The sequence below is a fragment of the Pikeienuella piscinae genome (assembly GCF_011044155.1).
In the GTDB taxonomy this organism is placed as follows: Bacteria; Pseudomonadota; Alphaproteobacteria; order Rhodobacterales; family Rhodobacteraceae; genus Pikeienuella; species Pikeienuella piscinae.
This window is the reverse complement of the sequence record NZ_CP049056.1, coordinates 3,485,665-3,498,562: the sequence shown is the minus strand read 5'-3', so window position 1 is coordinate 3,498,562 and position 12,898 is coordinate 3,485,665. Positions and strand designations below refer to the sequence as shown.

Here is a 12,898-nt window from a genome sequence, read left to right as displayed (position 1 = left end):
ATATCTAAGAATTTCTTGTCAATCACACCTTCCCCGCTATGCTGGCGGTCGATTCCAAGGTGAGCGAAAGGTGAACGGTCATGCTGACCGCAGAGGAAAACGACATTCTGACTCGCGTCGGCGCCGACCGTCCGATGGGCCGGCTGATGCGGCGTCACTGGACGCCGGTCTGCCTCTCGGAAGAATTGCCTGAGCCTGACGGCGCGCCATTGCTGGTCGAGGTTCTCGGCGAGCGGCTGGTGGCGTTCCGCGACACGGAGGGCAGGATCGGGCTTCTCGATGAGCTTTGCCCGCATCGCCGCGCCTCCCTGCTTCTGGGGCGGAACGAGGAGTGCGGGCTGCGCTGTCTCTATCATGGCTGGAAGATGGATGTCGCAGGCAATGTCGTCGCCATGTCGTCTGAGCCGGAGGGCAGCCCGCTCCTGAGCAAGGTGAAGCACCGCGCCTATCCGGTGCATGAGGCCGGCGGTTTCGTCTGGGCCTGGCTCGGCGACGCCGACGAGGCGCCGGCGTTTCGCGCCCCCGGCTTCGCATCGACGCCCGATGCGCGGGTCTCGATCCTCAAGATTCGCATCCCGGCCAACTGGGCGCAGATCACCGAGGGCCAGATCGACAGCGCCCATTCCTCGTCCCTGCACTCATCCGACATGGTGCCGGCGCGGGTCGAGCGGGCGGCGGCGGACGACAAGGCCTGGTATCGTCCGTCCACCGACAAGTCGCCGCGGATGCAGACGCAGACGACAAGCTACGGCTTTCACTACGCTGCGATTCGTCGCCCGATCCGAAACGCGGCGACGCACAATTACGTTCGCGTGACGGAGTATATCGCCCCCTATATCTCGCTGATCCCGCCGAACGGCTCCTACAAGGTCGCGAGCGTGATCGTGCCGATCGACGATGAGACGACGGCCTTCCACTTCATCGCCTGGGGCGATCCCGCGACGACACCTGACACGGCGGAATGGCGCGCCTTCACCCACGCGGTTCCCGGCGTCGATCTGGAGGCGGACTGGTCGCCGAAGCGAACGATGGCGAACCGGTTCGGCCAGGATCGCGCGCTGATGAAAGAGGGGAACTTCACCGGAATCGCCGGCATTCCGAACCAGGACATCGCGATGTGGGTCAGCATGGGCGCGATCGTGGACCGCACGAGGGACGTGCTTGGGGCGTCCGACCTCGCGATTGTCGAGTTCCGGCGTCTGATGGTGGACGCTGCGAACACCGTCGCCGCCGGCGGCGGAGCGCTTGGCGCCGACGATCCGAATATCGCGCCGGGCGAAATCGCCTCCTTCGAAGGGGTCATCGGCAAGGATGTCGACTGGCGCGACCTGAGCGGAGGCGCGGCGAGCGTCGCGGCGCAATAGGTCCTTTCGGTCGAAGGATTGAATTGACGGCGGCGAGAGCGCCCGCATATGTTTAGATATCTAAGACAGGGTCCGCGAGAAAAGACCGCGCGCAAGGGCGAGAGACCCGAAAACAGGGAGAATGACGTGAAGCTGAAATCAATCAACCTGCTCGCCGCAGGGCTGATAGCGGTCGGCGCGCCAGTCAGCGCCGCCGAATACAATCTCACCCTTTGCGGCGCGAGTCCGGGCGGCCTCTGGTCGCTGCTCGGCGCCGGCGTCGACGCCGCGGTCAAGGCCAGCTTCCCCGGATCGACCGTCACCTATCAGACCTCCGGCGGCGGTTTCGCCAATGTCGTGCAACTCGATCAGGGCAAATGCGACCTCGCGATCATCCATGACGCCGAGGTCAAGGCGGCGCGGGCTGGAGAGCCGCCCTTCTCCGCCACGGTCGACAGCATGCGAACGCTCGCGGTCATGTACACATGGGCGCCGCTCCAGCTGCTCGTGAACAAGGACTACGCCGACGAACACGGCCTGAAGTCGATGGAGGACATCGCGGCGAACAAGCTGCCCATCAACATCCTCCTGAACAAGAAGGGCAACGTTGTCAGCGATATCGGCGCCTCCCTTCTGTCCGCGGCCGGCGCGTCGCCGGAGAACCTCGAATCCTGGGGCGGCAGCGTCACCTACGCCGCGTCGAAAGAGCAGGGCGAGTTGATGCGCGACCGACGCGCGGACGCAATGCTGAACTCGCTCTTCGTCAATCACAGCTCGATCCGGCAACTCGCCTCCGCGATCGATCTGGCGCTTCTGCCGGTCAGCCCTGATACGGCTGCCGCGGTGGCCAAGGAATGGACGATCAGCGAATTCACGATCCCAGGCGGCGTCTATGACTTCGCCCCGAACGACACGCTGACGGTCACCGTCTCGGCGCAGCTTTTCGTGCGCGAAGACGCTGATCCGAAGATGGTCGAGGACATCGCCGGGGCGCTGGTCGACCATGTCGACAAGGTGAGCTCGGTCCACAAGGCGATGGCCGGCCTCACCACCGAACTGATGGTCTCCGGCGCGGCGGCGGCCTATCATCCGGCGGCAGAAGAGGCTTTCAAGTCCAGAAGCCTGCGCTGAACGAAGCCCGGTCCGGCGGGCCGGCGGCGCGCGCCGCCGGCCTGATCCGGCCGACAGGAAACCCAATTTCGTGAACATCTTCGCCCTGGCGTTCGACACCGGCGCCCGTCGCAGACCGGAAGGCCTGATCGGTCGGATTGTCCGGCTCTATGCGGGCGTCTTCGCCGCGTGGTCGATCTACGCCGCCGGGTTCTCCCGCGCAGACACGCTGACGTTGACGATCACCTTCGTCTCGCTGATGCTGGTGCTGACATTCCTTCTGATCACGCCCGGGCCGGGCGGAGAGCGGACCCGGATCCCACCCTTTGAATGGCTGCTCGCCGCCGCGGCGCTTGGCTGCGGGCTTTATTTCGTCGCGCATGGCGACGAGATCGCCGAGCGGATCACGCTGCTCGACCCGTTGAGCACCGCCGACATGATCGCGGCATCGACCATCGTCATTCTGGCGCTGGAGGCCACGAGGCGGGCGGTCGGCCTCGGGCTTCTGGTGATCGTCCTCCTCTTCATCGCCTACAACCTCTTCGGCGACCGGCTTTCGGGCGCCTTTGGCCATGGCGAGATTTCGCTGTCGCATTTTCTCGACATCATGGTCTTCACCACGGACGGGCTTTTCGGCGTGCCGATCCGCGTCGCGGCCACCTACGCCTTCCTGTTCGTGATCTTCGGCACGGCTCTCGCCAAGACCGGGGGCGCGGATTTCTTCTTCGACATCGCGGCGGCGATGACCGGTCGCTCACGCGGCGGGCCGGCGAAGATCGCGGTGATCTCATCCGGTCTCTACGGCACGATCTCGGGCAGCCCGACATCTGACGTGGTCACCACCGGCTCGATCACCATACCGATGATGAAGCGGCTCGGCTACAAACCCGCATTCGCCGGCGCGGTGGAGGTGGCGGCCTCGACCGGCGGCAGCCTGGTGCCGCCGGTGATGGGCGCGGCGGCCTTCATCATGGCCGAATACACCGGTATCGACTATGTCGATATCGCCCTCGCCGCGATCATCCCGGCGCTGCTCTACTATCTGCCGATCTATCTCCAGGTGCATCTGCGCGCCAACAAGATCGGGCTGAAGGGCCTCGACCCGGAGCAGATCCCGCCGATCGGCGCGACATTGCGAAAGGGCGGGCTTTTCATCGTTCCGCTTCTCGTCATCACCTGGGCGCTGGTGGACGGCTATACGCCGACCTACGCCGCCATCTACGGGATGGCGGCGGTGGTGGTGGTCTCCATGCTGCGTCGCGAAACGCGGATGACGCCGGGCGATGCGCTGGATGTGCTGGCTGATTCATGCGTGAAGATGGTCGCGGTCACAGGCGCCTGCGCCGCCGCCGGGCTGGTCATCGGCGGCATAACCATGACCGGCCTCGCCTCGAAATTCGGGACGCTGGTGTTCTTCGTCTCCGGTCATCAGCTCATCATATCACTGATCGTCGCGGCGGCGCTGACGATTCTCCTCGGTCTCGGCATGCCGACGCCGAGCGCCTATATCCTCGCCGCGACGCTGATCGCGCCGGTGATGAGCCGGCTCGGCGTGGACCTGATGGCGGGCCATCTCTTCCTCCTCTATTTCGCGGTCATGTCGGCGCTGACGCCGCCGGTCGCCGTCGCCGCCTACGCCGCGAGCGCGATCGCCGACGAGGCGCCGTTGAAGATCGCCGTCACTGCGGTCAGCATCGCCATCGGCGCGTTTCTCATCCCATTCGCGTTCATCTTCGACGGCGCGCTGATCCTTCAGGGCGCGGCCCCGGAGATCGCCCTCGCCTGCGTTCTGGTCGCCAGCGGGCTGGCGCTCGTCGCCGTCGCGCAGGAAGGTTACCTGAACCGACCGATCGGCGCGGGGGGAAGGCTGCTTTGCCTTGGAATCGGACTTTTCCTTATCTTCGCGCGACCGGTCACGCTTCACTTTCTCTGACGCCCGGTCATGCCTCGGAGAGGCCGGCCCGATGAAGCCAGAAATCCCAGGCCCGCCCTTGGGCGAACGCGGAGCGATGAAGCGCGCGGGCTTTTTCGATCTCGCCCTTCGTCAGTTCCTGAACGGCGCCGAGCGCCAGCGCCTGCAGCAGAAGTCTTGCGTTCGCCGTCGAATGAATCGCGGTGAAGACCGCATCCCGGATCGAATCGCCGACCACGGTCGCTCCATGCCGGCGTATGAGGACCATCGCCGCGCCGCCCAGGGCCCGCGCCATGGATGCGCCCTTGTCGTTGTCATCGACAAGAAGCGTCGTGTCGCCGAATTCGTCCTGACTGTCCCATAGCGGCGCCGCCTCGCCCATCACCGAACCGAGATGAACGACCGGCCGCAGCCGTTCTCCCGTAATCGTGAACGGCAGGATGGGAGGCGCGTGATGATGAACGACGGCGCCGACATCAGCCCGCGCGGCGTAGACGCAGCCGTGAAGCGCCCGCTCGGCGTAGGGGCGGCGGCCGCCAAGATCAGTCGTCGGAGCGCTATCCAGCGTGAACTCCTGAATATCCTCGCGCGTAACCTGCGAAGGGCTCAGGGCGCGGGCGATGAAATAACGGCCCTGGTCGGCCGGATGACGGACGCTGACATGGCCGAAATCGTCGATCACGCGTTCGTTCGCCAGTATTCTGTTGGCGAGAACGAGTTCGCCCAGAACCCGTTCGACCTCCGTCGCCTCCGCATCACCGCCTGTCAAAACGGCGCCCGTTCTTCCATCCAGGACGCGAGCCGCGCCGACAGTCCGGAGCGCGAGCGAATACCAGCGTTGCCGCGGACGAAAAGCGCCGGACCTGTCCTCCGGCTGGTGGTGCAAGGCGGATCGGGAACGTCGAACATCGTCCGAAAGCTCGACGCCCGGAGTGCGCCAGAGCCGGGAAGGGCGATAGCGGTGGAATCGCGCGGCGTGAGAATGGACTCTTCCCTCCGGTCGGGCGCACGGCGCCGGTTCGTTTCACCATCCAAAATCGGGTCAGTTCGCGTGTCAATCGAATCATCGCCGCTGATTCCACCCCTCTGTTCGACGCCCGACCGGCCGTTGAACCCGTCGGCTGGATTACAAATTCGCGAGCGTCCGCGAGCTGGACTTCAATTTCCGGACGTGTCGGAAGGGATATGATGGACAGGCGATGGTTTCACGACCGCCACCCGGCGGCTGACATCCAATGTTCAGCACTGAAGGATCGTTCCGACCCGGCGTCACCGATGCGAAGGGGCATGGAGAACGGCCGCCACGGACGCCCGGCGCCCCGCGCGGGCGGCCCGATCCGATCTTCCGTATCTCGTTCGCAGAAGGCGCCCGATCATCTCCACGATCGAAGCTTCGTGACAAGCGAATGTGACCGATCGCCAGCTATGGCGGGCGAATGGAGGTTCATGAAGCTGGAAATACTCTCGCGTGTTCGCTAATCCGTCAGGCGATGAACATCTGTTCCGCCCATGAATTCGTCGGCCGAGGGGGCCGCGCCCGGATCGGAACTTCATCGGAATACGCGCCGTAGCGCGGCGGTTGAAAACCATTGGCTTGCGTCCAGGAAACAGAAACACAATCGATCTCATCCTGTCGGCCGTCACCCGTCAGTTCATGCAAACTCGGAGATGAACATCGCTCAAGAATAGCGGCGAACCGCCGCACCCCTTGCAATCTCGCACTCGCGGAAAGATTTCAGGCTGCAAGACTTGTGATGCCAAAACGGAATTGATCTTTAAATTTCTGTCACTTCCGGGCATGTTCGTCTATCTGAGACTGAAGGGCGAATGTCGCGCCGGAAGAGCGCATCCAGAACGTATGCCCAGAGTGGGAACGATCGTCGCAAAAGCGGCGTTGGACAGTAAAACGAGACGCTAATGGCGACGCTGGATTCCGTCGAGGACGACATCATCCGCTTGCTGAGCGAAAAGGTCGAAGGCGACCTGAAGCTCAGCGCGGATACGAATATCGTTTCCGATACCGGCCTCGACTCCGTCAGCGTCATGGATTTCGTCTTCGAGCTGGAAGACGAGTTCGGGATCACGGTTCCTCTGGACCGTATCTCGGACGTGAAAACGGTGAGGCAACTCGCCGCCACGATCCATGGCCTGATACTGGAAAACGCCTGAAGCGCCACGCGGGACGCAGGAGAAGGCAGTGAGCATCGAAGATAAGGTCATGGCCGTCGAAAAGGCCTTTGGCGCGCTAAAAGCTTTGGGCCGCGACCCGACCCGGCTCGAGTTCGACGAGGTCATTTCGCCGACCGAGGCCACGCTGGAGGGTCGGCGGACAATCCTGCTCGGCACCAACAACTATCTCGGGATGACGTTCGACGCGGATTGCGTGGCCGAGGCCAAGGCCGCGATCGACCGTTTCGGCACCGGCACGACCGGTTCGCGAATTGCGAACGGCACCTATGAGTTGCACAAGTCGCTGGAGCGGCGGGTCGCGGATTTTTACGGCAAGAAATGCGCCGTAGTGTTCTCGACCGGCTACGCGGCGAATCTCGGCGCAATCTCCGCGCTGGCGCAGCGTGGCGATTATCTGCTGATCGACGCGGACAGCCATGCTTCGATCTATGACGCCTGCCGGCTTTCCGACGCGGAGGTGATCCGCTTTCGTCACAACAATCCTGACGACCTGGCCAAGAAACTGGCGCGCCTCAAGGGCAAGCCCGGTGACAAGCTGATCGTCACCGAAGGCATCTATTCGATGCTCGGCGACACTGCGCCGCTCGCGGAGATCGCGGCGGTGAAGCGCGAATACGGCGCATACCTGATGGTCGATGAAGCGCATTCGCTCGGCACGCTCGGCGAAAAGGGTCGCGGGCTCTGCGAGCAGGCAGGGGTCGAAGCGGATTGCGACTACATCGTCGGCACATTTTCGAAGTCGGTCGGCACGGTCGGCGGGTTCTGCGTCTCGGACCATGAGGGCGTCGAGATCCTCCGTTCAATTTCACGGCCCTACATGTTCACCGCCTCGCTGCCGCCGGCGGTGATCGCGGCGGCGCGGCAGAGTTTCGACCAGATCGAGGCGAACCCGCAATTGCGCGAGCAGCTCTGGCGCAACGCCCGGACTTTCTATGACGGGCTGGAGGCGCTCGGCTTCGAACTTGGCCCGGAGGTTTCCCCGGTTGTCGCGGTCAAGCTCTCCGGCAAGGAAGTCGCTGTCCGGTTCTGGAATGCGCTGATCGAGGCCGGCGTGTACACGAACATCGCGATCCCGCCTTCGACTCCGGGCGCGCTTTCGCTGCTGCGATCGTCGATCTCCGCGGCGCATAGCCGTGAGCAGATCGCCACTGCGCTCGATATCTTCGCGCAGGTCGGCGCGGAGATGGAGTTGATCCCGGCCTCCAAGGCGGACCGCCGCCGCCTCGCCGCGGCTCAGGGTGCGCTCCGTATCGTCACCGGCGGCGGCTCGCCCGCGCGTCCGATCGACAAGCAGAAGGCGCATACCGAAGCCAAGACCGCGGCCGAGCGCTGATCTCGATCTCATCGAATTGAACCGCCCCGAGCGCGCCGCGTTCGGGGCGGTTCCGCGTTCATGGCGGCGTTTTCGAAGGCCGCGCCTATCGTCCGGCGCTCCTTTCGATCTGGCGTCCGGCTGCACGCGCATTCCCGGTTCGGAAAGTAGGAGCCTGCGACGGCGGCGCTATCGCGTCTGGCGCGACGGGTCGCGGCGATGTCGGCGAATCTTCCAGATCAGATAGCGCACACCCCCTTCATAGGTGAACGCCCCCTTCGCCAACCGCCCGAGGTGGAGCGGCTTGCCCACCCACCAGCGCGCGCGCCAGGCGTTGGCCGAGGCCGGGGGCGCAACCGACCGCGCCGGCGACGTCAGCGCCCACAAACGGGCGAATCGTGCTTCATCCGCATCGACAATTGCGTCGCCGCGCCCCTTCCGCTCAGGCCGGATCTCCACCCGATAGGTGCGCGCGAAGAGGGCGCGCCAGGCGGCCGCGCCCTGCAAGCCCGGCGCGAGGCGGGCGGCCCAGATCGCCGCCGTCTCCACCGAAGTAGCGACAGCCTCCGCCGCCGCCCGTTCCGCCTCGTCGTTGCGCGCCCAAACGATGGCGGCGCGTTGGCAGAACCGGGCCCAAAAGGTCGTGTCCAGCGTCTCCAACCCGCAACGGGCGCCAAAATCGGCAAGACGGGTGACGGCGACCTTCGCTCTCAGCCCTTTCCACGCCACGACATAGACATTTGGCGGCAGGACACGCCCGGCCGCGGCGGCGAGCGCGCCCTGCCCCCAGTCGCCGCCATCGGTGAGGACGTAGAAATCGAGAACGCCCTCGGTCGTCCCGCGCTGGAGGCAGGAGCCATAGAACAGAACGGCGGCGGTTCCCGGCCTTTCGGCGAGATGCGCGGCGAAGGCGCCGGCTTCCGGCAGGGTCGGCCGCGCCAGCTCATCCGCGATGAAGGCGGTGAGCGCCGGGTCGGGCGCTCGCACGGCGTCAGTCGCTCAGCTTTTCGAGATTCTCGTCCGCGCGCCGGGTCGCCGCCTCGAACCGCGCCTCGAAATCAGCGAGGTTCTTCTTCGGCTCCTGATAGAAGGCGGTGAATTTCATCAGCCGCAGCATCAGCTTGTTAAGCATCCGGCCCGGCCATTTCATCGGTCGGTCGAAATCGAAGAGCAGGATGACCCGCTCCTCATCCGTGTCGTTCCAGACCTCATGCTCGAACGTGTCGTCGAAGGCGAAGACTTCACCCTCCTTCCACGCTCTGACCTCGTCCGCGACGCGGATGCGGCATTTCTCCCGCTCCTTCGGGATGATCAGGCCGAGATGGGCGCGCACGATGCCTTTGGTGACGCCGGTATGCGCGGGAATGTGATAGCCGGGCGCGAGAATCGAAAACCACGCGGTCTGCACGTTCGGCACCCGCGACAGCACTTCGGCCGCGACCGGGGCCATGGCGCAGTTCTTCTCCAGCCGATCGCCAAAGCCATAGAGGATGAAAGTCTTCCACTTCTGCGCCTTGGCGATGCGATGCTGGTCGGGCGAGACCTGCTCGAAGCCCGGAATCGCGTCCCGATGCTTGAGGATGGCGCGCGCCTCGTCCTGCATTTCACGCCACTTCTCCTCAAACTCGGCGAGAAAGGGGAAATGAGAGACGTCGATGAACGGGGTGTCGGGCACGAGACTCTGCCGACTCTGGAATCCGGCGATCCAGCGCATCAGCTTCTTGCCACGCTTCTTGACGAATTTCCGGACCGGCCGGTTCAGCGTCTTCGGTTTCGTGGACTTGAGATCTTCGGCGGCGGCCATGGATTTCACACGCTCCTTTCCGTTCCCGGCGGAGATAGCGTCTCAACGGGCCGATGTCGAGCCGATCAGAAGGAGAGAAAGGTCGCGCTCTCGGCCGCCGTCACTTCGATCCGCCCGTCGGCGCCGGCCTCGAACTCCTCGCCATCCATGACGAAGGGAGCGTCGAGCGCCAATGTCGCCCGCGCCGCCCGGCCGCTTTCATAACCGCCACGCATCCAGCGTCGCGGCGCGCCGAACGCGACGAAAGGGGCAGCCAGCATCAGGCGCGGCGCATCGGCCGCGATATCGAGCCAGCGGATCGCCCCGTCTCCCCCGCCCCAGAACGGCTCGAGCCCATAGATGAGCGCGCCGGGGAGCGAAGTGAGCCCGACCAGCATCCGCTGGCGGGGCTCGTCCGGCGCCCCGTCGCATCCGAAGCCGATCGATGACGGCGCGCGAAGCGCCTTCGAGCGGAGAAGGCGAAGCACCGCCAGCACGATCTGCGGGCCGTGGCGCGCGCCGATCTCCTCACGCGCCAGCCGCGTCGCAGCGACATAGGCGCCTGCGCCGAGAACGAAGCCGCGAATCTCGGGCGCCCGCGCGCGCGCGACCCTGAGCACCGCCAGCGCACGGCGGCGCGCGCCGTTCGCGGCGATGAGACGGTCCAGATCCGCCTCTTCGATCCGACCGGCGCTTCTCGCGATAAGATTGCTGTTGCCAGCGGCGAGAATCGCGAATTCCGGCGGCGATCCGGCCCATAGCGTGAAGGCGCGGCTCATCACCTCGCGCACCGTGCCGTCGCCGCCCTCCACGACCAGACGGCGCACTCCGGCGGCGCGCATTTCCGCCAGCGCCGCGTCGAGCGCCGGTAACCCTTCGGGCGCGCGAGTCATAAAACCCGCTCTGACGTCGAGCGCGTGCGCGCCTACGCGTGTCGCGGCCGGATTGCGGATATGGCCGACAGTGGGAGGCGTGAGGGAGGAGGACATGAACGCACCCGGCGGATTGACCCACTCTCCCCTATCGGTTGAGTTGGCGCCGGGCAAGGACGGGTTGCGAAAGGCTGGATGCATGACCGGGTTCACCATCGCGCATCTCACCGACGCGCATCTGCCGCTCCACGGCGGCTTCAGCGCCCGCGAGCTTCTCGGCAAGCGGGCGCTCAGCGCGCTGAACTGGGCGCGGAGCCGGCGCGCATTGCATCTGCGCACCATCGCCGACAGGTTGCGCGCGGACGTCATGGCGCACCGTCCGGATCATGTCGCAATGACCGGAGACGCGGTGAATTTCGGACTCCCGCGCGAGTTTGGAGGCGCCGCAGAATGGCTGGCGGGGTTCGGGCCGGGCGAGCAGGTCAGCTTCGTTCCCGGCAATCACGAGGCCCTTGTCGCCGGCGTCGAAACCGAGCGCGACGCCAGATTTGCGCCCTTCATCGCCAGCGACCGGGGCGCCGGCTGGCCGTGGGTTCGTCGGCGCGGCCCGGTCGCGCTGATCGGCGTCTCCACCGCGATCGCAACGCCCCTCTTATACGCCAAGGGAGCGGCCGGCCTGGCGCAGATCGACGGCCTTCGCGCCCATCTCTCCGCGACGCGCGGACTCTGTCGCATCGTCCTGATCCACCATCCGCCGACCGCGATGAGCAAGCCGCGCAAGGCGCTCCGCGACCGCAAGGCAGTCGCCGCGGCCATCGCGGAGGCCGGCGCGGACCTGGTCCTCCATGGTCATAACCACAAGAGCCAGCTGAGCTGGATCGACGCCGGCGCGATCCGTATTCCGGTGCTCGGCGCGCCCTCGGCCTCGACCCCGCCAGGAACGGGTCATGAGCCGGCCGAATGGCGGCTTATAACCATTTCAGCGGAGGGACGCGGGCACCGGATCGAAATCCTGCGCCGCGCCGTCACGGCTACGGGAGAATTCGCCGATCGCGGCCGGTTCAGCCTTCCGTCTGCGTCTTGACCCGTTCCAGCGGCAGATTGAACCAGAAGAGCGCGCCCTTGCCCTCCTCGCTCTCGATGCCGATCTCGCCCTTCATCGCGGCGACAAGCTGACGACAGATATTGAGTCCGATGCCGACGCCGCCATGGCGCCGGGATTCGGTCTGTTCGACCTGCTGAAACCGGTCGAAGATCGCCGAGAGCTGCTCCTTCGGCACGCCCGGCCCATCATCCTTCACCTCGAAACGAACATGGGTGTCTTCGGCCCGAATCGTAACGGCGACCTCGCCTTCACCGGTGAACTTCACCGCATTGTTAATGAGGTTCGACAGAATCTGCCTGATGCGTTTGCCGTCGCCACGCCAGAGGCCCCGCGCCGAGTCGTCGAAATCCAGCGTCAGCCTGGTCTGGCGCGCCACCTCCATCGCCGCGATCGCTTCGGTCAGCGTATGCGCCAGCGCGGCGAGGTCGACATCGGCGATCTGAAGACGCATTTCGCCAGCCTCGATCATCGAGATGTCGAGCAGATCGTCCATAAGCCCGGTCAGCGACTTCGCCGAGGCGAGCAGCACGTCGACGAATTGCCGCTGGCGATCGTCCAGATCGGTGTGCGACAGCAACTCGCCCATGCCGATCACCCCGTTCATCGGCGTGCGCAGTTCGTGACTGAGGGTGCCGAGAAACGCGTTCTTCACCCGGCTGGCGCTTTCCGCCTGCCTGCGCGCGCGATCCAGCCGCTCGCGCGTGCGCTCGAGCTCCAGATTGCGCCGGCGCGCATCTTCCGCCTCCCGGAGCAGCTTCAGCTTCGAGCTGACGATGGCGGCGATCGTGGTGAGGATGCTCAGGTGGCCCGCCGTGAAGACGTTCGCCGACGCCTCCTCGCTGTCGATCACCCCGACGACCTTGCCGTCGATCGTCATCGGCACGCAGATCTCGCTGAGCGCCGGCTCCAGATCGGGAATATACGACGGCTCCTTGGAAAGATCGGAAATGATGATCGGCTTACCGGTCTGCGCGACTCGCCCGGTCACACCCTGTCCCATGCGGATGCGGAGCGAATTGACGATATCGTGGCCCTCGGGATTCTTCGCGCCGAGCGCGGCGACCTGCCTCAGATAGGCGCCGAGCGGATCGGTCAGGTAGATAACGCAATCGTTGAAACCCATCTTGCCGACGACTTCGCGCGCGACATGCCACATCAGCTCCTGCTCGCCGTCGATCCCCATGATGTCGACCGCGAACTTGTTGAAGATGCGAAAGAGCTCCTCGCGCTGCATGAGCTCATCCTCGGCCTCGGCGAGCCGGGCTTCGATT

The 12,898-nt window shown here is 65.2% G+C and carries 11 protein-coding genes; 6 read left to right on the top strand and 5 right to left on the bottom strand.

Annotation, left to right across the window (positions count from 1 at the left end):
• Positions 1-80 precede the first annotated feature (80 nt).
• The 3 genes from G5B40_RS16615 (at position 81) to G5B40_RS16605 (ending at position 4,386) form a co-directional block, all read left to right on the top strand.
• Positions 81-1,364: a Rieske 2Fe-2S domain-containing protein gene (locus G5B40_RS16615; protein WP_165100880.1), complete on the top strand. Its 1,284-nt coding sequence runs from the start codon at positions 81-83 to the stop codon at positions 1,362-1,364.
• A gap of 126 nt (positions 1,365-1,490) precedes the next feature.
• Positions 1,491-2,474: a TAXI family TRAP transporter solute-binding subunit gene (locus G5B40_RS16610; RefSeq protein WP_165100877.1), complete on the top strand. Its 984-nt coding sequence runs from the start codon at positions 1,491-1,493 to the stop codon at positions 2,472-2,474.
• 70 nt (positions 2,475-2,544) lie between these two features.
• Entirely contained in the window at positions 2,545-4,386 is a 1,842-nt protein-coding gene (locus G5B40_RS16605) for a TRAP transporter permease (protein ID WP_165100874.1), read from the top strand.
• 7 nt (positions 4,387-4,393) lie between these two features.
• Here G5B40_RS16605 and G5B40_RS16600 read toward each other — a convergent pair whose 3' ends face one another.
• Positions 4,394-5,134, bottom strand: coding sequence for a class II aldolase/adducin family protein (locus G5B40_RS16600; protein ID WP_165100871.1), 741 nt, complete (start codon positions 5,132-5,134; stop codon positions 4,394-4,396).
• Between the two features lie 1,148 nt (positions 5,135-6,282).
• Between G5B40_RS16600 and G5B40_RS16595 the strand changes: the two genes are divergently transcribed.
• Entirely contained in the window at positions 6,283-6,534 is a 252-nt protein-coding gene (locus G5B40_RS16595; protein ID WP_165100868.1) for an acyl carrier protein, read from the top strand.
• Between the two features lie 28 nt (positions 6,535-6,562).
• A complete protein-coding gene (spt, locus tag G5B40_RS16590; RefSeq protein WP_165100865.1) occupies positions 6,563-7,888 on the top strand; it encodes a serine palmitoyltransferase in 1,326 nt (441 codons plus the stop codon).
• 168 nt (positions 7,889-8,056) lie between these two features.
• Here the strand turns inward: spt and G5B40_RS16585 are convergent, their stop codons facing one another.
• From G5B40_RS16585 to G5B40_RS16575, 3 genes are all read right to left on the bottom strand, one after another.
• The gene (locus G5B40_RS16585) at positions 8,057-8,854 is read right to left on the bottom strand and encodes a hypothetical protein (protein WP_165100862.1); all 798 of its coding nucleotides are present in this window, start codon (positions 8,852-8,854) and stop codon (positions 8,057-8,059) included.
• 4 nt (positions 8,855-8,858) lie between these two features.
• On the bottom strand, positions 8,859-9,671 hold the full coding sequence (locus G5B40_RS16580) for an aspartyl/asparaginyl beta-hydroxylase domain-containing protein (RefSeq protein ID WP_165100859.1): 813 nt from the start codon (positions 9,669-9,671) through the stop codon (positions 8,859-8,861).
• 65 nt (positions 9,672-9,736) lie between these two features.
• On the bottom strand, positions 9,737-10,543 hold the full coding sequence (locus G5B40_RS16575; protein ID WP_165100856.1) for a diacylglycerol kinase family protein: 807 nt from the start codon (positions 10,541-10,543) through the stop codon (positions 9,737-9,739).
• A gap of 94 nt (positions 10,544-10,637) precedes the next feature.
• Here G5B40_RS16575 and G5B40_RS16570 point away from each other — a divergent pair, with 94 nt between their 5' ends.
• The gene (locus G5B40_RS16570; protein WP_165100853.1) at positions 10,638-11,606 is read left to right on the top strand and encodes a metallophosphoesterase family protein; all 969 of its coding nucleotides are present in this window, start codon (positions 10,638-10,640) and stop codon (positions 11,604-11,606) included.
• Here the strand turns inward: G5B40_RS16570 and G5B40_RS16565 are convergent.
• Positions 11,584-12,861: a GAF domain-containing sensor histidine kinase gene (locus G5B40_RS16565; RefSeq protein WP_165100850.1), complete on the bottom strand. Its 1,278-nt coding sequence runs from the start codon at positions 12,859-12,861 to the stop codon at positions 11,584-11,586. The genes G5B40_RS16570 and G5B40_RS16565 overlap by 23 nt on opposite strands.
• Positions 12,862-12,898: the final 37 nt, after the last annotated feature.

Coding starts and splice junctions, on each gene's coding strand:
- G5B40_RS16615 (WP_165100880.1), top strand. CDS start 81: ATGCTGACCGCAGAGGAAAACGACATTCTGACTCGCGTCGGCGCCGAC.
- G5B40_RS16595 (WP_165100868.1), top strand. CDS start 6,283: ATGGCGACGCTGGATTCCGTCGAGGACGACATCATCCGCTTGCTGAGC.
- G5B40_RS16580 (WP_165100859.1), bottom strand. CDS start 9,671: ATGGCCGCCGCCGAAGATCTCAAGTCCACGAAACCGAAGACGCTGAAC.
- G5B40_RS16575 (WP_165100856.1), bottom strand. CDS start 10,543: ATGACTCGCGCGCCCGAAGGGTTACCGGCGCTCGACGCGGCGCTGGCG.
- G5B40_RS16570 (WP_165100853.1), top strand. CDS start 10,638: ATGAACGCACCCGGCGGATTGACCCACTCTCCCCTATCGGTTGAGTTG.
- G5B40_RS16565 (WP_165100850.1), bottom strand. CDS start 12,861: ATGCAGCGCGAGGAGCTCTTTCGCATCTTCAACAAGTTCGCGGTCGAC.